Below are 20,808 nucleotides of genomic sequence, written 5' to 3' on the forward strand. Positions count from 1 at the left end.
GTCTTCTTGAGTAAAGCGGCATGCTAATGGTATGGTATCTTGTTTTCTTTTCAAATTATAAAAAACTAAATAGCAAGGGGTTTACGCAATGCGTATTATTTTGCTCGGTGCTCCAGGCGCCGGTAAGGGCACTCAAGCTCAATTTATTATGGAGAAATTTGGTATCCCACAAATTTCAACTGGCGATATGTTACGTGCAGCAGTTAAAGCAGGTAGTGAGCTAGGTTTAAAAGCAAAAGAGCTAATGGACAATGGTAAATTAGTGACTGATGAGTTAGTGATTGCATTGGTTAAAGAGCGTATCAAACAAGATGACTGCCGCAATGGTTTCTTGTTGGATGGGTTCCCACGTACCATTCCTCAAGCAGACGCGATGAAAGAAGCAGGCATTAATGTCGATTTCGTATTAGAATTCGATGTGCCTGATGAAATCATTGTTGAACGTATTATTGGTCGCCGTGTGCATGCGCCATCGGGTCGTGTTTATCATGTGACATTTAACCCACCTAAAGTTGAAAACAAAGATGATGTCACTGGTGAAGAGCTAACTATCCGTAAAGATGACCAAGAAGACACCGTGCGTAAGCGTCTGGTTGAATACCATGACTTAACAGCACCTTTGGTTGCTTACTATCAAAAAGAAGCTGATGCGGGGAACACCAAATACTTCAAAATCGATGGTACACGCAAGGTCACTGAAGTGAGTGAAGAATTAGCGAAGATCCTTGGCTAATATTCAACAATAGCTATCAACAAAGGCAGCGATTATCGCTGCCTTTGCTTTTCAAGCATTAGAAAACAATAAAAGACAATATTTTGTGATATAAAGTTGGGAATAATTATCATTAAGGAGTAATTACCATGTCAAAAAGTCAATACGGCATTTTATTGGTTAACTTAGGAACCCCTGATTCCCCAACAACCCCAGCAGTGAAACGTTACCTTGCAGAGTTTTTAAGCGATGTACGAGTGATTGATGTTTCACGTGCGATTTGGAAGCCTATTTTATACGGTATTGTCTTGCCATTTCGCTCACCAAAAGTGGCTAAACTCTATCAATCGATTTGGACAGAAGAGGGGTCACCCTTACTTGCTTACACGCTACGTCAGAAAGCAAAGCTATCAGCTTGTTTTCCTGAGATCCCAATGGAAGTTGGGATGAGCTATGGTTCACCATCATTGAAAAGTGCAATTGATTCATTAATGAGCCAAGGTGTGACAGAGTTGATTGTGCTACCTTTATATCCACAATACTCTTGTTCAACCACCGCCGCAGTTTATGATGGGATCTCGGCAATTTTCCGCCAAATGCGCACGATACCGTCCTTACATTTTATTCGTAGCTATGCGACGCATCCTGCCTACATTCAAGGGTTGGTTAATTCCATAGAGCAAAGTTTTGAGCAGCACGGGGAGCCTGATCGATTAATACTGTCATTTCACGGTATTCCTAAACGCTATGCAGACACTGGGGATATTTACCCTCAAGAGTGTGAAGCAACGACACGTTTAGTCAAAGAAGCCTTGAATTTCCCAGCAGAGAGAGTATTGATGACCTATCAATCTCGGTTTGGGAGAGAGCCGTGGTTAACCCCTTATACTGATGAAACGATGAAGCAATTACCCTCACAAGGTGTAAAGTCAGTGCAAGTTATTTGCCCCGGATTTTCAGCGGATTGCTTAGAGACACTAGAAGAAATTAGTGAGCAAAATCAACACTTTTTCAAAAGTCAGGGCGGAGAATCGTATCATTATATCCCTGCGTTGAATGATAATGATGATAGTATTAACTTATTTAAATTACTTATTACTAGTACAATAAATACAATCTAAAGTTGTAATTGATATTAAATATGGCGTTAATCGATATATCATAAGTATCAAAATTCACTATACTAGTTAATATAAAAAGTTAATTTATTGTTAATATTTGTATTTTATTGGAACTGATATGAGCACTGATAGAGAGTCACCGGATGGCAAAACCGCAAAAGGAAAGCAAGTCTCACCATTTAACTCACAGCAAAGCGATGAAATCGATTTGATGGCTTTATTCGCTGTTTTATTAAGGAATAAGCTTCTTATTATCGTTATTACTGTTGTTATCACGCTTATCAGTATATTTGTGGTATTTCAGTTGCCTCAAAAGTGGAGCAGTACGGCTGTTGTCATCCCACCTTCTTCTGAGGAAATTAAAGATATCAATACATTGAGCGCACAGTTGAGTGTGCTCGATGTTAAGATTGATTTATCGGCACAGCAGATCTTTAATGCCTTTATTGACCAGTATCGTTCGAAAGTTAACCAAGAAGCTTATGTTCGGAGTACCAATTACTTCAAAAAGTTGTCAGAGCAAGTGAATTCTACAGATAAAGAAAATGAGCAGCAGCGGCTAGTCAATACTATTATTTCGAATAATATCGGCCTTAAGGACCAGTCAAAAGAGAAAAACAGTACCTCTAGCGACATCATACTGACTTTTGTGGCGCCAACACCTTCTGAGGCCCAAGACTTACTGTCTGGTTATGTTCGCTATACGGCAACTAAGGTCAGAGAGCAGTTTAAGAAAGATATTCAAAATGCGATTGCACAGCAATTGGTCTATGCTAATGAAACTTTTAAGCAAGAAGTGACAAAGATCCGTTCTGAATATGATGTAAAAGTTGAAAGGTTAAAACGTGCTATTGATATTGCAAAAGCAGCGGGTGTGCGCAAGCCCATTGTTAGTGATTCGGCAATCATTAGTGATGACCCCGATTACCCTATTGCATTAGGTACGGAAGCTCTTGAGAAGAAGTTAGCGATTGAATTACAAAACCGTGATATCGCTCTGTTGAATGAAGACCTACAAATTCGCCAACATTACATTAAAAATCTATCAGAGCTTGATATTGATACCCTTGACTTTATCCCTGCTAAATTTATGTTAGCGCCGGATCTACCCACTCAAAAAGATTCACCTAAATCAGTATTGATTATCATGCTGAGCGCTATTTTAGGCTTTATTCTGAGTTGTGCTTATGTACTGTCGCGCGAGCTATATCGCGACTATCACAAGAATAATAGCTAACTAAAAGGTGTTATTGATGTAAGCCAGCGCCTTTGTCTAAGGTGCTGGTTTGCATTTATCGTGCTAGAATAGTGCCATGTATACTCTCTAATTTATCCATTATGAAATTCCCCGGTCAACGTAAATCAAAGCACTACTTTCCTGTTAGCCTCAGAGATCCGCTGTTACAGCCTATTAAAGAGCGTTTAGATGATGGCGAAAACTGCCAATCTTATATTGTTGGTATCGATCAAACACTGGTCGATATTGAAGCTAAAGTCGACGATGCATTCATTGAACGCTATCAACTCAGTAAAGGTCACTCTTTAGTGATTGAAGATGATGTTGCAGAGGCTTTATATAAAGAGCTAACCAGTAACGCATTAATCACACATGAGTATGCAGGGGGAACCATCGGGAATACGCTGCATAACTACTCCGTGCTGGCGGATGATCGCTCGGTGTTATTGGGAACGATGTGCAATAACATTCAAATTGGAAGCTACTCTTATCGCTATTTATGCCATACATCGAGCCGCATGGATCTCAACTATTTACAAGGGGTCGATGGGCCAATTGGTCGCTGCTTTACCCTTATTGCTGAAAACGGTGAGAGAACCTTCGCGATTAGCCCAGGGCATATGAATCGTCTACGCCCTGAAAGTATCCCAGAAGAGATTATTGCTGGCGCTTCGGCGTTAGTTTTGACCGCTTATTTGGTTCGTTGCAAGCCCGGTGAAACCATGCCAGAAGCCACGATGCAGGCGATTAGCTATGCTAAAAAGCATAATGTTCCCGTTGTACTAACACTCGGTACTAAGTTCGTGATAGCGCAAGACCCCCAGTTTTGGCGTGATTTTCTGGCTGAGCATGTCTCTGTTGTCGCGATGAATGAAGATGAGGCGTTAGAGCTAACAGGGTGTAATGACCCGTTGTTAGCTTCGGATATGGCTCTAAATTGGGTCGATCTTGTGCTGTGTACGGCGGGGCCATCAGGGCTATATATGGCAGGTTATACGGAAGAAGCATTTAAACGCACCACCCAACACCCATTATTACCGGGCGCTATTCCTGAATTTAACCTCTATGAATTTAGCCGCGCAATGCGCCAGCAAGATTGTGAAGTTCCTATGCGCATATACTCTCATATTGAGCCTTATATGGGGGGACCTGAAAAGATCATGAATACTAATGGTGCAGGAGATGGCGCGTTATCCGCATTGCTACACGATATCACCGCAAACTCCTATCATCGCTTCAATGTGCCTAATTCCAGTAAGCATACGCGCCAATATCTAACTTACTCTTCGCTTGCTCAAGTGTGCAAATATGCAAACCGCGTGAGCTATCAAGTCTTGACTCAACATTCGCCGCGTTTAACGCGTGGCCTACCTGAAAAAGAAGACAGCTTAGAAGAGTCCTATTGGGAGCGTTAATACGCAAGCCTTTGCATAATGCCTCATTGTTTGAGCAAAACAGTGGGGTATTTTTTTACCTCAATGCCAGAAAAAAATTCCCCCACATCGTGGGGGAAGAGGACACAAAAAATATCATCAATAATGGTTTAGGCGGGGATGAGTATAACGACTTATCTATGCTAAAAAGTGGAGAAAATGTGAATCTATTTATTATTAATTATTCTATTTTAGAATTTTTAATAGTGAAAAATCGCATATTAGTCGGGGGCGAACAGTTCACGCTCTCTCAGTAAACCAGTCATGATTGAAAAGAGTAAGCTGCATCCCTGATACAGGGATTAACACAACAGAATTACCAGATAAACAAAGGGAAGCCGAAGCTTCCCTTAAATGTGTTTTAATGAGAGGGTTTTAGATATTCATCTAGACTTTTACCTTCACCGGCTGTGGGAGAAGGGTCATCATCCATTGAGCAACCATACTCAGTGACATCATTACACATAAAAGTTGCCATCGCTTTAGCAATTTCATGTTCACCAATAATAATATGCTCAGCACCACGCTCTTTAATAAAGCTGACTTCATCATCGTAGTGCGCGCGAACAATCACTGTGATATCTGGGTTTAGCTCTTTAGCATGCGCGACGATTTCACCCGCTTCATAACCATTTGGAATGGTAAGAAGCAGCGTTTTTGCACACTCAATACGAGCAAGGCTGATGATATCTCTATTAGCACCGTTACCTAAAATAGCACTGAACCCGTTTTCTGCTAGCTCTTCAAATTTAGCGCGAGTATCTTCAACCACGACTAATGGGATATCACGTCTACGCAGTTTATCTGCCAGCATAGTTCCTACACGACCGTAACCAACGATAATTGCATGGCCACAAATATCGACAGGAATTTGAGTTTCTTCTTCCAAAGTCTCTTCGAGTAACTGCTCTTCGGCGGTTTCGGTCTTCTCTAAGTACTTATCCAATAAGCTGAACAGCACTGGGTTAAGCATAATAGAGACAATGGCACCGGCTAACACAAGGTTTTGCGCCTCTTTATCCATCACGCCAAGCGCCATTCCCATCCCCGCTAAAATAAAGGCAAACTCACCGATTTGGGCAAGGCTGACAGAGATGGTTAATGCGGTTCGCCGCGAGTGACCAAATAAACGCACAAGCACCAACGCTGCGGCGGATTTACCCACAATGATAATAGCGAGAACAGCAATCACACCTAATGGGTGATCAATAATGACCACAGGGTCAAATAGCATACCAACAGACACAAAGAATAGAACAGCAAACGCATCTCTGAGCGGTAATGTGTCTTGTGCTGCACGGTGGCTTAGTTCTGACTCATTTAATACCATACCAGCAAAGAACGCGCCAAGAGCGAAGGAGGCATCAAATAAGGCGACAGCCGCATAGGCGATACCTAATGCAAGTGCCAATACAGCCAATGTAAACAGTTCACGAGAGCCGGTGGATGCGGTGCGCGATAAAATCCAAGGTATGACTCTGCGGCCAATCACTATCATGAGGATAATGAAGGCGACAACTTTACCTATTGTCCATGCAAGACCGATGAGTAACTCACTTAAGCTGGCTTGCTCTGAATTCATAATCGCGGCGGCGGCTGGTAGTAGTACCAGTGTTAATACCATTGCCAGATCTTCAACAATCAACCAGCCGATAGCAATTTTACCGCGTTGACTGTCAATCAGTTGCCGCTCTTCTAAGGCGCGAAGTAACACTACGGTACTGGCTGTGGATAAACAGAGGCCGAAAACAATCCCTGAAAAGGTTCCCCAACCAAAAAGGGTGGAAAGGCCTAAACCTAACAGTGTAGCAACCGCAATTTGTGCAATAGCACCGGGAATGGCGATGGTTTTAACCGCCATAAGATCTTTAAGCGAAAAGTGTAACCCAACGCCAAACATCAGTAGGATAACACCTATCTCAGCGAGTTCAGGTGCAAGTGTTGTATCGGCAACAAAACCAGGTGTAAAAGGACCGGCCAAGACTCCAGCCGCAAGATACCCCACTAGAGGGGAAATTTTTAATCGCTGAGCGATCATACCTAACAAATATGCAAGGGCGAGACCACCAACAATGGTTGTGATTAAGGGCGTAGAATGCTCCATTTAGTCTCCTTTTATTAATTTGAATTTTTAGGAATAAAATTCCCGTATTTTGGAATGCGCTTTGCATATAATTCTATTTTATCGTTATTTGAGAAAAATTTCCTTAAAAAATTTCAATGTTTTTCAAATAAAAGTACTGTATTAGTGCTAAATCGTTACAAAGATGTCATTTTTATGATTTTTTATTGAATTTTAAGTGGGATATAGAAGGATATGCCCATACTTATTTTTCAATAAGTATGGGTGAAATAAAGAGAAATAGTTATTTTTGTTCTAAATTTGGTAGTAGTACAGTGAAAATTCCTAATAATGGTAGAAAAGCACAATATTGATAAACTTGTTCAATACTGGTCTTATCGGCAATCTGCCCTAGCACTGCCGCTCCAACGCCTCCCATACCAAATGCTAATCCAAAAAATAGCCCTGAAATCATGCCTGTTTTACCGGGGATGAGATCTTGTGCGTAGACTAAAATGGCTGAAAATGCAGAAGCTAATATTAATCCGATAATAACGGTCAAAATACTGGTCCAGTACAGGGAAGCATGCGGTAGCATTAGCGTGAAAGGCGCAACGCCTAAAATAGAAAACCAAATAACATATTTGCGCCCGATCTTATCGCCAACAGGCCCACCAATCATGGTTCCTGCTGCGACGGCAAAGAGAAAAATAAACAGATGGAACTGGGCGTTTTGTACACTAACACCAAATTTATCAATGAGATAAAAGGTATAATAGCTACTAATGCTGGCTAGATAAAAGTACTTGGAAAAAATTAAAATCAGCAATATCGTCAATGAGCCAATCACCGCTTTACGTGGTAGTACTTTGACTTCCACGTGACGAACTGGTTTTTTGCTGGTGGTGCGATGCTGTTGCTTATACCAACGGCTCACTTGCAATAAAACCACAATAGCTAATAAGGCCGCCAGAGAGAACCAGCCAACGTTCCCTTTACCATATGGCTCAATGATGAGTGCCGCGAGTAGCGGGCCTAATGAGGAGCCTAAATTTCCACCGACTTGGAAGAACGATTGTGCAAGGCCATGTCGCCCCCCTGATGCCATACGCGCAACGCGAGATGATTCAGGATGGAATACGGAAGAGCCTGTTCCTACCAGCGCAGCAGCAAGCAAAATAACCGGGAAGGTTTCCGCCATAGCGAGTAACAACAAACCTGTTAGCGTAAAGCCCATTCCTATTGGGAGTGAATAAGGTTGTGGATGTTTGTCAGTATAATAGCCAATGATCGGTTGTAGTAGTGATGCCGTAATTTGGTAAGTCAACGTGATCAAACCAACCTGTGCAAAACTTAATGAAAAGTCGGATTGCAATAACGGATAAATAGCTAATATCAAAGACTGGATCATATCATTCAGTAAATGAGAGAAGCTAATTGCGGTTAGAATACTGAAAACGGTTTTGCCTGTTTTGCTGATAGGCTTTGATGGTGCGGTATTGCTAGAACTTGTTGTTTGGTCGCTCATAGTTAGTAACTTCTAGTTGTGTTGCACAATTGTTATCAATATAGCGTATTTGTAATTTATTTGAACTAATAAATATCACGATAAAAAAAGTCACTCGTGTCATTATTTTGATTGATGTCTCACTTTAATGAAACAAGCATCATTTTATGCACTGGTTATCTAATTATGATCGCGGTTTTGTGCTATATACTCATCATACTTCAACGTGTGGTGCTACTGACGGCGCTCATTCGTATGAGACACAGCCTGCCTTATATTTCTATGGTAATACGTCCGTGACGTATCTTAAATGATATAGAGTATAAGATAGGCGGTGATATTAAACTTATTATCTACTTATACCGCACAAAATTCCTATATCGGCAGGGAGAAAGAGATGAAATTAACCTTTAAAGCATCGGTATGCGCATTAACGGTATCTTTAGCACTGTTGCCTATCGCACAGGCAAATGCTTGGGAAAAAGATAAAACCTATAACATCACCATTTTGCATACTAATGACCATCATGGTCACTTCTGGCATAACGATCACGGTGAGTATGGCTTAGCGGCTCAAAAAACGGTGGTTGATGAAATCCGTGATGAAGTTGCGAAACAAGGTGGAAGCCTATTGCTGCTTTCTGGTGGTGATATCAATACAGGTGTACCTGAATCTGACTTGCAAGATGCAGAGCCTGATTTTAAAGGGATGAACTTAGTCGGTTATGATGCGATGGCATTAGGTAACCATGAGTTTGATAATCCGCTTGAAGTGTTACGTACCCAAGAAAAATGGGCTAATTTCCCATTCTTATCTGCCAACATTTACCAAACTAGCACCGGTAAACGCTTGTTCAAGCCTTATCAAATTTTTGATAAGCAAGGCGTCAAAATCGCCGTATTAGGATTGACCACGGACGATACAGCGAAACTCGGCAATCCAGCTAATTTCCCAGATGTGGAATTTAGAACGCCATCGGTAGAGGCGAAAAAAGTGATTGAAGAGCTGCGTGAGACTGAAAAGCCAGACATTATTATTGCAGCCACCCATATGGGGCACTACGATGACGGTCAACATGGTTCGAATGCACCGGGTGATGTTGAAATGGCGCGTAGTTTACCTGCTGGATATTTAGATATGATAGTAGGTGGTCACTCACAAGATCCCGTTTGTATGTCTGCGGAGAATAAAAACTATAAACAAGTCGACTATGTGCCGGGAACACCTTGTGCACCTGATAATCAAAATGGCACTTGGATCGTTCAAGCCCATGAATGGGGGAAATATGTCGGTCGCGCAGATTTCGAATTTAAAAATGGTAAGTTCACACTGAAACATTACCAATTGATCCCTATCAACTTGAAAAAGAAAGTGACTAAAGAAGATGGCACCACTGAGCGTGTCTATTACACTCAAGAAATTGCGCACAACCCAGAAATGATGAAGTTACTGACACCTTATCAAGAGAAAGGGGGTGAGCAGCTGAATGTTAAAGTTGGCTCTGTTGAAGGCAAACTCGAAGGCGACCGTAGTAAAGTTCGTTTTGTGCAAACTAACATGGGGCGTCTCTTGTTAGCGGCACAAAAAGAGCGTGCAGGTGCTGATTTTGCAATTATGAGTGGCGGCGGTGTCCGTGATTCGATTGAGAGCGGTGATATTACATATAAAGATGTTTTAAAGGTACAGCCATTTACGAATGAATTAGTGTATGTTGACTTCAAAGGCAGCGAAGTGCTTCCATATTTGCAGGCTGCTGCGAACATGAAACCTGATTCAGGCGCTTACGCACAGTTTTATAATGTCAGCCTGACTGTTAATCCGGATGGTAGCATCAGTGACGTGAAAATTGATGGTAAGCCAGTTGATCCTGAAAAAACTTACCGTATGGCAACACTGAATTTTAATGCTATAGGCGGTGATGGCTATCCGAAAATCGATAATCATCCTAACTACGTCAATACAGGGTTTGTCGATGCGGAAGTGTTGAAAGGCTATATTGAAAAACATTCACCACTAAAAGCGGCAGACTATGAACCAAAAGGCGAAATTGTTTATAAAAAATAATGCCCAAGTCGCCTATTAATAACATTTCAATAGGCGAGTGAACTGCTTACAAGGCCTGATCCCAGACAGTAACTGGGGTCAGGCCTTTTCGTTTGCTTTCATACTTTCATCTGCTTGCAATAGGCGAGTTATTGCCGTGTGCAAATGGGGGATAAAATCTTTTTTAGAGTAAGTCGCGAACTGGATTTGCGCCATAAAAAAGGGTAATTGATGCGCTAAGGCGGGATATTTATTGTGTAGCCGAGTGATATGTTCATCTAATGTATCTGGCCAGTCTGTGTCGTTAGGCGTCCGTAAAATATTTGTAGAGCGGATAAGTTTCTTAGAAGCTTCTTTGGATAATTTTAAGAACGTTGCCTGATCATCCGTACTTGCCATTTTCTGAATGTAATCTAAGAGAGTGGTGTGATAATCACCATTGACGGCTAAGGCGATGGCCCTTGATGGGCGGAATAGGGGAAAATATCGGGAAAGGTCGTCACCATAAATGATACGGCAATGGTGCTTTAGCCAGTATCCCCAACTGTTGGTGTTATTCGGTGACAGGACCTCCTGTTGACTGGCTATATCGAAATCCACCTTTGGAACAATAGGGTAAAGTCGAAGGCTATTTTCGCCTATCTTGCTGAGCGCTAAAGCCTCTGTGTTATCAATATTGCCGTGAAAAATAACACAGAGATCCAGATCGGATTTAGGAGAAGTAGCTTTGCCACGTGCAACGCTACCATAAATAAAAATACTGCAAATTCTATCGCCATACTGAGCGAGTAGTTGTGATTGAACAGATGTGAGTAGTTCTTGATATCTCGCTGGTATAGGTTGCTTTTTTAATGTGCAGATATAGCCATTTTCATCAACTGCCATTTTTGAGTACCTTTTTCATGATGAAGATTGCAGTAACAAGGAGCGTTTTATTCCCCCTTTATCTCGAGAAATCTATTTTGTGATCTGACCAAAAATAACGTAAATCCAGCAAGTTAACAAATGCCGTTGGTTAAGCTTACTAATTTTGCACCTTGAAAGAGGTCATCTACGGTATGTCTTTATGATCGATCACGGAAGCAGGCTCCGGTGGTGCACCAAGGATAACATTAGGCCAGCGCAATACAGCGGCTGACGCTTCTGTTTGTCCTCCGTAGGCGTATAACAGCATAATGCCGCCGGGCTTAATCGATTTTTGTATCGCTGCGGTATACAGATGGATCGGCATCATGGCGGGGCCATTGTAAGCAAATTGAGGAAATGTATTGATGACCCGTTTGGGTTCGATCCCCAATACATTAGCGGAAAACTCGGCATGCCAAGCTGTCGGGGCATTGAGTGCGACACAATCGATATCGTTAATAGAGAGTTTTGCTTTGGCTAATGCGCCTTTTACGGTCTGTTTAAGGTAATATTCTGCTGTTGAACGTAGCACGTGGGTTACTGGCTTATTGAAACTGAGGCGGATATGTTGCGCTGTTGGCGAATATTGGTCTTCGACGACCTTAAAGCACCAAGTGCCACATGTTTCACCAAGGTGTAACGATTTAGAGCCCAGCAGGCCATATCCTTCTTTAACAGGGCCTACGATGAAGGCGGTGGATGCGTCACCATGAAAACGCATGGCGGCATTGTCGTCGTCAAGTGCCCGAGAGAATAGTGCTGTGGCAATGACTAATACCTTGTTATTTAAGCCGCTGCTTACCAAGCCACAAGCTGTTAGTAATGCTGACATCGAGCTATTACAGGTTGCCCCAATATTAAAGGCGCCACCACCGATACCGAGTGCCTGTGCGATATAGCCTGCATCACCACAACCAATATGGTCATCAAACATGGAAGTGACAATGAGGCAATCTATATCACTAGCGGCGACTTTTGAGGCTGATAACACCTTGGTTGCTGCTTTGATCCCGAGTGAGGAAGCGCTTTCATGATTGACCACGACTCTGCGCTCGACACTGCCTAAAAAGGGATCGGATAGATAAGGTTGCATGGCTTTATCATAAAGAGACTGGTGTTGGTGAGTTGAAAATTTAGGTGAATGAGAAGAGGTGATGGCCTCTTTATCCCACCATGCATTAGTGCGTAAACCTTCTGGTAAATGAATGGCAACAGCTTGAATTCCAACTGATAACATAGGTTCTCCTTACATGGTTTCTATGATGATGCCAAATGCATTGAGCGTTCATAACATTCATCGCAAATAAAACAGAAACGGTTTTTAACCTTTAGGAGTCTGTTTGAGTTGTTACTATTAAGACGGATATAAATTATTATTTTATTTATACGGTAAATAATAATTTTTGGATTTTTAAATGTAATATAAAAATAAATATTAATTTATAATTTTCATAATTCAAGCTGGTAGCATATAAAAATATGCTTATATATCAATCGATTTAATAAAGGTGCTCATTTATTTTAGATGATGACTATTTTATAAAGTTATGATAAATCGACTGGCTTATGACTTATAAATAATAAAGCATAAACCAGTATGATGAATTGATAGTGTAAGGGAAATGAGAGTATTATCGATAACAACGCTCAGGGGTTTTACACTTTCTTTATTTCAGCAAATGTTGCATTGAGAACGCGAGCTAAATCCTGTGGCGCTATTTCAATGTCTAACCCTCTTTTACCGCCAGAAATAAAGATGGTGGAAAATTGTTGCGCTTGGCTATCGATAACGGTAGGCAGACGTTTTTTCTGCCCTAGTGGGCTTATCCCTCCAACTAAATAACCTGTTGTTTTTTGTGCTATCTGTGGGTCGGCCATTTCAACTTTTTTGGTTTTGAAAACCTTAGCAACCAGTTTTAAATCTAACTGCCCTGATACAGGGGTTACTGCGACCGCTAACGTTTTTTGATCACCATTAAGTGCAATAAGTAGCGTTTTGAAAACTTGTTTAGCATCTAAACCGAGTTTGCTCACTGCTTCATTACCAAAATCATGCACATTAGGATCATGATCATAAGGGTGGAGCGTGAAGTTTATTTTTTGTTTTTCAAGTAACTTTACAGCGGGAGTCATGTTTTTACCTGTTTTGTATTCAATTTCGTAGATAACTAACTAAACTATCATCACCAAATAAATGTAAAGCACCAACGGTAACCACATAATTACCATCAGGTAATGCCTTTAGCTTGCTACTCCAATCTTGGTTACGTTGTTCCATGAGAACACGATAAACATCATCACTGAATGTTTTAGGTAATGTGACACGGTTATGGGGTTGGTAATCAAGCCACCAGCTTATCATGGTCTGTAATGAACGGGCATTAGCGCGCCAGTGCTCTAACGTATCTTGTAATAAAGGTAAGCCTTCTTGGGGCAAGTTTAATAATAGCTCGACTTGCGCATCAGTACCTTCCAACTCGATGATTTTCATCCGCTGAGATTGTGCATTACGGAGTAATTGGTAATCAATCCCATAGTGCCCGTGTAGTCCTAACCCTTGAGCTTGGGTGGATTGTAAAATTAGGGCGACTTGCCATGAGGGTAACGCATCAAATTGGCTTGGATTTTGATGTATTTCTTGGCAGCAACTTTGCAGTCGTTGATATTCGTCAGTGCTTAGGCGATCTTGTAGGGGGGCACGAAGAGCATTATCGGTTATAAAAGGGGAGCGGGTATCCGTGATGTCGGCTTCAACAATCAGGGCATCGGCTCGATTGAGTTTATCGAGAAGAATGTCAGAAAGTGGAAACATGTTTTCAGTTCCCATATGAATACTACCAACAATATGCAGCTTAAGATTTTTTGATAAGCGAACATCAATAGCTGGATAAGGGTAGACGGGAGCTGCTTCTGTATGTAACCAGTTTTTTAAGTTTTCGAGCAGCTTGGCCATTTCACTTTCCTACGTTTTAGTATCAGTCCTTTAGATTAAACAATCTTGTAGCGATTTGCGACTCACTTTGCGCTATTTTATCTGTAAAATTGGATTGGGGTTAGGCATGATATCACGAGCAATTTACCTAAGCGTGAAAAGCCCGACATTCAGTTAAACTCAATGTCGGGCTGTAGCCTATTGTTGTTTCGGTTTAAAGCGTAGCAGTCGGTTGGCGTTAGTCACGACGGTGATTGAGGAGAGGGCCATTGCTGCACCTGCAACCACAGGGTTCAACAATGTTCCTGTTAGAGGGTAAAGAATACCCGCTGCAATTGGGATCCCCAATGTGTTGTAGACAAAGGCACCAAATAGGTTTTGTTTCATATTGCGCAATGTGCCTTTTGAAATGGCAACCGCATCTGCAACACCATGTAGGCTTTGGCGCATTAAGGTAATCGATGCTGTTTCTATCGCAATATCACTGCCGCCTCCCATTGCGATACCAACATCGGCACGGGCCAGTGCGGGGGCATCGTTGATCCCATCGCCAACCATTGCCACTTTATGGCCTTTGGCTTGTAAAGCTTCGATTGCAGCCGATTTACCATCTGGCATGACGCCTGCGATCACTTCATCAATTCCCGCTTCTTTTGCGATGGCTTTTGCGGTAACTGGGTTATCCCCTGTTAACATAACTAAACGAAAGCCTTGTTTATGTAAGCGAGCTAAGGCACTGACGCTGTCTTCACGTAATGGATCACGGATAGAAAGCAATGCAGCGATTTTATCTTCTACGGCTAACAAAACGGGGGTGACCCCCATTGAAGCTTGTTGATGCAATGTTTCTTCAATCGCACTGGTATCGATATGACTTTGCATCAATAATTTTTGGTTACCAAGTAATACCGTTTTGCCTTCGATGATGGCACTGACACCGAGACCTGCTAATGTCCTAAACTGTTCGCTTGTAGGGAAGGAGAGCCCTTTGGCTCGATTGACAATTGCACGAGCAAGCGGGTGGTTAGAGCCACTTTCCAATGAAGCCGCAAGTTGTAGTACTTCTGTCTCAGAAAAGCCATTAAAGGTATGGATATCGGTAACCTGTGGCATGCCTTCTGTTAATGTGCCCGTTTTATCGAAGACGATAGTGTCTAACTCACTTGCTTGTTGCAGAGCATCGGCATCACGGACAAGCACACCAAATTCTGCCGCCCGCCCAACGCCAGAGATGATTGACATGGGGGTCGCCAGACCAAGAGCACACGGACAAGCAATAATCAAAACAGTCGTGGTGATGACTAATGCGTAGGTAATTTGCGGGGCTGGGCCGACAAAATACCAAATAAGCCCTGAAATGACAGCAATGGCAACCACGACAGGTACGAATATCGATGAAATACGATCGGCTAATTGGCCAATTTGAGGCTTACTGCTTTGAGCTTGGCGCACAAGATGGATAATACGCGCTAGTGTGGTTTGGCTACCCACAGCCGCCGCGCGAAATAACACAGTACCATCTTGAACGACAGTGCCTGCATGTACCTGATCGCCTTTGCTTTTTTGTTGAGGAATGGGTTCACCGGTTAGCATCGCTTCATCTAGCCAGACTTCACCTTCAATAATTTCGCCATCAACAGGTACACGATCCCCCGTTGTTAGGCGTAAAGTCATCCCTTTTTTGACTTGCTCAAGTGGCATATCCACTTCACCTTGCTCGGTAACCACGCGGGCAGTCGGAGGCGTCAAGTCCAGTAATCGCTCTAAGGCTTTTGAGGAGCGCTGGCGGGCACGTTGCTCTAGTGCATGGCCTAAATTAATCAGACCAATAATCATCGCACTGGCCTCATAGTAGAGATGGCGTGCTTGTTCAGGGAAAATCTCAGGCCACAAGTTGACGACAATTGAGTATAACCAAGCAGCACCTGTACCGAGTGCGACCAAAGTATCCATTGTCGCACTGCCATTTTTTAGGCTTTGCCAAGCGTTTTTATAGAAATGACCACCAGCAAAGACCATCACGGCGAAAGTTAAAACCCCAATGGTTAGCCAAATTGAGTGGTTTTGTGGCGTGAGCATCATATTGTCGCCGATCATCCCCCAGATCATCACAGGGATACCAAGGGCTAATGCAAGTGCAGATTGCCAACGAAAACGGCGCATATTTGCATCAGCGACTTGTTGCTGCCGTGCTCGGCGTTCAGCTTCGTCTTGTATGATTTCGGCGCCGTAGCCAGCGTTTTCCACCGCAGCTATCAGTGCGGCTGGCTGCGCGGTTCCCGTCACTAGCGCGCTACGCTCAGCAAGGTTAACACGGGCATTTTCAACGCCCGGAACACTGTTGAGGGCTTTTTGCACTTTATTAACGCAACTTGCACAAGTCATACCATCTAATAATAGCTGGATACTGTCATCTGAAGGGGAGATGTCAGGTTGCTCGCCTAAATCGGACTTTTGAGCCGGTATTTCACAGATTGCCGCTGAGTCAGTTTCCGGCTGTTCAGGCGATTTTGCTAGCGGCTGCGTTTTTGGGAAGTTAGCCCCCGCTTGATTTAATGTGGCTTGGTAACCCGCATCAGCCACAGCGGCAATTAACGCCTCTACAGGTGCATTACCATATATCACGGCAGAGTTAGTATCGACATCCGCATAATCAACACCGTCAACGGCCTCAAGGGCAAGGCGGGTTTTTTCAGCACATTTCATGCAACTAAGCCCCGATAATGCTAATGTCACCTGACTGGGTTGTGCCACTTTTGCATGATAGCCTGCTTGCTCAACCGCATTAATTAAGGTATCTGCTGCTGCACTACCGTAAACTTTTGCTTGTTGAGTATCGACAATAGCAGCCGCTACACCGTCAACCGCTTCAAGTGCTTGCTGTGTTTTACCGGCACAGTTCATGCAGCTAAGGCCGGATAGCTGTAGCGTGATATCCGGTTGTTCGGCCATTTTTGCGTCATAACCCGCCTGTTGAATAGTTTCAATCAATGATTGAGCGCTAGCATTACTTTCAATCACTGCATACTCAATGGTGACGTTGAAATGATCAATGTCCGAGCGGGCTTCAAGTGCTTTGGTGACTGTACCAACACAGTGCATACAACTTAGCCCTTGCAGGGAGAGAATGATTTTGCTACTCATAAGTAAAATCTCCTTAACTCATGACGGATCCTGTCGTTTTTATTATCATGGCAGAATACACTGAAATTTTTAAACAAATATAAATTTTTTGATATGTAGGGAAGGTTAAACCTTCCCTCAAGGGTAAGGTCAAGGGGTATGATGAATATTAGTGAAATTGCCAAGAAAACCGGTCTTACCGCAAAGGCCATTCGTTTTTACGAAGAAAAAGGTTTAATTACTCCACCTGAACGGGGGGAAAATAGTTATCGCTATTATCAAGATAGACACCTTAATGAATTAGGTCTGTTAAAACAGGCAAAAGATGTCGGTTTTACGTTAGAAGAGTGCGGCGAGTTATTGAGTTTGTTCCGTAACCCAGCAAGACACAGCGCGGATGTGAAAAATACCACAATGGCGAAAATTGCAGAGTTAGAGCAGACAATCGCGAAATTGTCTGCTATTAAAGATACGCTGCAAAACTTAGTGGACGCTTGTCCCGGTGATGAGAATGCAGACTGCCCGATTATTGATCACTTGTCTCGGGGTTGTTGCCATCATGATAAGGCTTAACATGCAGAGTGATCCCATCCACTGAGGTGATGATCACCTCAGTGCCTGCTTTTAAAGGTTGCTCACTGTATGTTCGCCAACTGCCATCGGCTAGGCGTGCGCGGCTAAAACCTTCATCCGTATCGGAAATCAGACGGACTTTAGTGCCAATGAGTTGGTGGCTCTTTTGGTTGACCTCATCTGCTTGTGAGTTTTTACGTAAACTTAACCATTTCCGCCATAATACGGCTGAAAGGATAGTTAAGATAGCAAATAAAATCCCTTGCCATTCCCAACCCAGAAAAGGCAGCACGAAAGTAATGATCGCCACCGCAACAGCGGCGATCCCCGACCATAATAGATAACCACCGGTACCGAGCAGTTCACCAATCAGCAATAAACCACCAAGGCACAGCCAAAACCATGCGGGTTGAGCGCTGATAAGTTCTATCATGAGTTTTCCTGTTTCTTATTCGAGTGCGTTTTTTTGCTTTCACCGACAAGTTCAGCAATCCCTCCGATAGCGCCCATTAAATTGCTCGCCTCAAGTGGCATCATGATCACTTTACTGTTGTCAGCAGAGCCAATACTTGTCAGTGCCTCGGTATATTTCTGAGCAACGAAATAGTTGATTGCTTGCATATCACCCGCCGCGATAGCCTCAGAAACCATCTTAGTCGCTTTTGCTTCCGCCTCAGCAGCCCTTTCACGGGCTTCTGCTTGTAAGAATGCAGATTGACGATCCCCTTCTGCTTTGAGAATTTGTGACTGTTTTTCACCTTCCGCTTTCAAGATAGCCGCTTGACGAATACCTTCAGCTTCCAGAATGTCGGCACGCTTAGTACGCTCTGCTTTCATCTGCGCATTCATCGCGTTGACTAGCTCTTTCGGTGGCTTAACATCACGAATTTCGATACGGGTGATTTTCACCCCCCAAGGGTTGGTTGCGTCATCCACAATGTGCAGAAGGCGTGAGTTGATGGAATCTCGTTGTGACAACATCTCGTCCAGCTCCATGGAGCCTAATACGGTACGAATATTGGTCATTGTCAGGTTCAAAACAGACAGCTCGAGATTGCTAACTTCATAAGCTGCACGCACTGGGTCAACGACTTGAATAAAACAGACGGCATCGATGGTGACGTTAGCATTATCACGCGAGATAACTTCTTGCGATGGGATATCAAGGACTTGCTCCATCATATTGATGCGACGACCTATTTTATCCATAAATGGCACAATAATATGTAACCCCGGCTGCAATGTTCTGGTATAACGACCAAAACGTTCAACCGTCCATTGATAGCCTTGCGGTACTGTTTTGACACAGGTAAAAACAATAACAATCGCAATAAAAATAATAATCGGTATAGCACCAAACGCGAACAAATCCATGATCATTCCTTATTTAGTAAAGTAATGAATATACTTGTCGGCGATACTTACTGGCCATCGCATCTCCTGTTCCCATTGCCGACATAATATCCATCATTGTTTTTTTCACGGCGCCATCTCCAGCGCTGAGGTCTTTTTTCAAGAAGCTAAATAGCATTTCTAAAGCTTCTTCATTGCGATTCACTTCATGTAATTTTAATGCCAATTGCACAGCTAGCTCGGCATTGTCTGAGTCAGCATCAAATTCTTGTTGTAATTGCTGGATCTCTGGCGTATCCGCCGCTTGTCTGAGCAACTCAATTTGTGCCACTAACCCTTGATAGCGGCTATCTTGGTCCTGCATCGGAACCGATGTCAGTGTTTTTTCTGCCTCATCCACAAGATTCAGACCGATCTGTGTTTCTGCTAATAACAGGGTGATATCACTGTTTTTCTCATTAAGCTGATGCGCTTCTTTAAGTAACGGTAGCGCTTCCTGAGGTTTCCCCTCAGCAATCAACTCTGCTGCTTGTGCGGCTTTCAACTCTTCTGGACTAGGCAATACGCGCGAAAGCATCTCTAATACGACTTCTTCGGGTTGAGGGCCTTGGAAACCATCAACAGGACGACCTTCTTGCAGAATATAAACGGTTGGTATTGCTCTAAGACCAAATTGAGCTGCAACATTTTGCTCTACGTCACAATTGACGCGCGCCAACATAAACAGACCCGCATAGTCATTGGCAATTTTATCGAGAGTCGCACCAAACTCTTGACAGTGCGGGCTTTGTGCAGACCAGAAGTAGAACATAACTGGCATCTGCATGGATTGTTCTACAACTTGGTGTAAATTTTGTTCATTAACATCCACGATTTGGGCAAAAGATTGCATAAAATATCTCTTTTAAATAAGTTTTTAATACTCTAAAGGTGGGGCTATTTTATTTTTTTTCAAGCCTTTTTTCCCTGACCTGCCAGTATTTTATCCATCAAGCAATCCGGTAGCAGCCGTTTCAGTATGCGAACTATGACGGTGAGCAAAGTGACTGAATAACGGATACGTGGACGAGGGCTTTCAAGGGCATGTACCAATTTTGCGACCACATGTTCTGGCGTTAAGGTAAAACGTTGTGCAATTCCTGGGTTTTTAACCGGATTATCTTGCTGTGTTTGCGCCACATTACTGGTGAAATTGGTATGGATGGGGCCTGGTTCAATTAAACTGACATGGACACCCGTGCCTTTTAGCTCCAAACGGAGCGCATCGGACCATGCCTCTAACGCATATTTACTCGCTGCATAGGCACCACGACCCGGCGTTGAAATAATTCCCATTACCGAGCTAGTTTGTACGATACGCCCCTCATGATGAGCTAGCATGGCTGGAAGCAAGCGCAAGGTCAATTGGTGTATTCCGAAAAAGTTAGTCGAAAACTGAGACTCTAATTGCTGGCGGTTAATACTCGTCAGCGCGCCGTACACACCAAAGCCGGCATTATTGAATAAGCCAAAAAGGCGCCCTTGGCATAGCGTCAATACCTCATCGGCAGCGCTATCTATGCTATGGCTATCATCAAGGTCGAGTACAACAGTATCGAAGCCTAGTCCTTTTAGGTGCAAAACATCAGCTTCTTTACGGCAGGCAACTATCACATGATAACCTCGTTTGCGAAGTGTTTGGGCGGCACAAAAGCCAATACCGCTAGAAGCACCGGTGATAAATACCGACTTTTGCATAACTTTACCTACCTATAGGCTCAAATTGATATAAAAACTGCTTTACAATTACCCACTTATTTATTCTT

General features: G+C 43.0%; 17 protein-coding genes. 6 read left to right on the forward strand and 11 right to left on the reverse strand.

Annotated features, from left to right (window positions below; genetic code table 11):
• Positions 1 to 88 precede the first annotated feature (88 nt).
• From adk to PSE69_RS00630, 4 genes are all read left to right on the forward strand, one after another.
• Complete coding sequence (adk, locus tag PSE69_RS00615; protein WP_014656554.1) at positions 89 to 733, forward strand: adenylate kinase; 645 nt, start codon at positions 89 to 91, stop codon at positions 731 to 733.
• Between the two features lie 128 nt (positions 734 to 861).
• Positions 862 to 1,833: a ferrochelatase gene (gene hemH / locus PSE69_RS00620; protein ID WP_040132310.1), complete on the forward strand. Its 972-nt coding sequence runs from the start codon at positions 862 to 864 to the stop codon at positions 1,831 to 1,833.
• Positions 1,834 to 1,951: 118 nt separating this feature from the next.
• Positions 1,952 to 3,070 carry an LPS O-antigen length regulator Wzz(fepE) gene (gene wzz(fepE) / locus PSE69_RS00625; protein WP_004922411.1) on the forward strand — a complete coding sequence of 373 codons (1,119 nt, stop codon included), beginning with the start codon at positions 1,952 to 1,954 and terminating at the stop codon, positions 3,068 to 3,070.
• Positions 3,071 to 3,171: 101 nt separating this feature from the next.
• On the forward strand, positions 3,172 to 4,485 hold the full coding sequence (locus tag PSE69_RS00630) for an inosine/guanosine kinase (RefSeq protein WP_004922409.1): 1,314 nt from the start codon (positions 3,172 to 3,174) through the stop codon (positions 4,483 to 4,485).
• A gap of 379 nt (positions 4,486 to 4,864) precedes the next feature.
• On the opposite strand, the gene ybaL is transcribed toward PSE69_RS00630, so the two are convergent.
• The gene (gene ybaL, locus PSE69_RS00635) at positions 4,865 to 6,607 is read right to left on the reverse strand and encodes a YbaL family putative K(+) efflux transporter (protein ID WP_004922404.1); all 1,743 of its coding nucleotides are present in this window, start codon (positions 6,605 to 6,607) and stop codon (positions 4,865 to 4,867) included.
• A 262-nt stretch (positions 6,608 to 6,869) separates the two neighbouring features.
• The gene (locus PSE69_RS00640; protein WP_004922399.1) at positions 6,870 to 8,093 is read right to left on the reverse strand and encodes an MFS transporter; all 1,224 of its coding nucleotides are present in this window, start codon (positions 8,091 to 8,093) and stop codon (positions 6,870 to 6,872) included.
• Positions 8,094 to 8,469: 376 nt separating this feature from the next.
• Here PSE69_RS00640 and ushA point away from each other — a divergent pair, with 376 nt between their 5' ends.
• Entirely contained in the window at positions 8,470 to 10,137 is a 1,668-nt protein-coding gene (gene ushA / locus PSE69_RS00645; RefSeq protein ID WP_004922398.1) for a bifunctional UDP-sugar hydrolase/5'-nucleotidase UshA, read from the forward strand.
• A gap of 78 nt (positions 10,138 to 10,215) precedes the next feature.
• On the opposite strand, the gene PSE69_RS00650 is transcribed toward ushA, so the two are convergent.
• From PSE69_RS00650 to copA, 5 genes are all read right to left on the reverse strand, one after another.
• Positions 10,216 to 11,001, reverse strand: coding sequence for a nucleotidyltransferase domain-containing protein (locus PSE69_RS00650; RefSeq protein ID WP_121874627.1), 786 nt, complete (start codon positions 10,999 to 11,001; stop codon positions 10,216 to 10,218).
• A 166-nt stretch (positions 11,002 to 11,167) separates the two neighbouring features.
• Positions 11,168 to 12,259 carry a 3-oxoacyl-ACP synthase III family protein gene (locus tag PSE69_RS00655; RefSeq protein ID WP_121874626.1) on the reverse strand — a complete coding sequence of 364 codons (1,092 nt, stop codon included), beginning with the start codon at positions 12,257 to 12,259 and terminating at the stop codon, positions 11,168 to 11,170.
• A 419-nt stretch (positions 12,260 to 12,678) separates the two neighbouring features.
• Complete coding sequence (gene ybaK / locus PSE69_RS00660; RefSeq protein ID WP_004922388.1) at positions 12,679 to 13,155, reverse strand: Cys-tRNA(Pro)/Cys-tRNA(Cys) deacylase YbaK; 477 nt, start codon at positions 13,153 to 13,155, stop codon at positions 12,679 to 12,681.
• 19 nt (positions 13,156 to 13,174) lie between these two features.
• Entirely contained in the window at positions 13,175 to 13,975 is an 801-nt protein-coding gene (locus PSE69_RS00665; RefSeq protein WP_004922384.1) for a TraB/GumN family protein, read from the reverse strand.
• Positions 13,976 to 14,152: 177 nt separating this feature from the next.
• Positions 14,153 to 17,098 (reverse strand): copper-exporting P-type ATPase CopA, encoded by a 2,946-nt coding sequence (gene copA / locus PSE69_RS00670; RefSeq protein ID WP_121874625.1) that lies wholly within the window; start codon positions 17,096 to 17,098, stop codon positions 14,153 to 14,155.
• Between the two features lie 141 nt (positions 17,099 to 17,239).
• Between copA and cueR the strand changes: the two genes are divergently transcribed.
• On the forward strand, positions 17,240 to 17,650 hold the full coding sequence (gene cueR / locus PSE69_RS00675) for a Cu(I)-responsive transcriptional regulator (RefSeq protein ID WP_014656544.1): 411 nt from the start codon (positions 17,240 to 17,242) through the stop codon (positions 17,648 to 17,650).
• Here the strand turns inward: cueR and PSE69_RS00680 are convergent.
• The 4 genes from PSE69_RS00680 to PSE69_RS00695 are packed head-to-tail and all read right to left on the reverse strand — an operon-like array spanning position 17,604 to position 20,740.
• A complete protein-coding gene (locus PSE69_RS00680) occupies positions 17,604 to 18,083 on the reverse strand; it encodes an NfeD family protein (protein ID WP_004922378.1) in 480 nt (159 codons plus the stop codon). The two genes, cueR and PSE69_RS00680, sit on opposite strands and share 47 nt — an antisense overlap.
• Entirely contained in the window at positions 18,080 to 19,024 is a 945-nt protein-coding gene (locus PSE69_RS00685) for an SPFH domain-containing protein (protein WP_014656542.1), read from the reverse strand. The genes PSE69_RS00680 and PSE69_RS00685 overlap by 4 nt, the downstream gene beginning before the upstream one ends.
• A 13-nt stretch (positions 19,025 to 19,037) precedes the next feature.
• Positions 19,038 to 19,895 carry a co-chaperone YbbN gene (locus tag PSE69_RS00690; RefSeq protein ID WP_014656541.1) on the reverse strand — a complete coding sequence of 286 codons (858 nt, stop codon included), beginning with the start codon at positions 19,893 to 19,895 and terminating at the stop codon, positions 19,038 to 19,040.
• Between the two features lie 59 nt (positions 19,896 to 19,954).
• Positions 19,955 to 20,740: an SDR family oxidoreductase gene (locus PSE69_RS00695; protein ID WP_004922369.1), complete on the reverse strand. Its 786-nt coding sequence runs from the start codon at positions 20,738 to 20,740 to the stop codon at positions 19,955 to 19,957.
• Positions 20,741 to 20,808 lie beyond the last annotated feature (68 nt).

Origin of the sequence: Providencia sp. PROV122, assembly GCF_028482365.1 — a bacterium.
Lineage (GTDB): Bacteria > Pseudomonadota > Gammaproteobacteria > Enterobacterales > Enterobacteriaceae > Providencia > Providencia stuartii.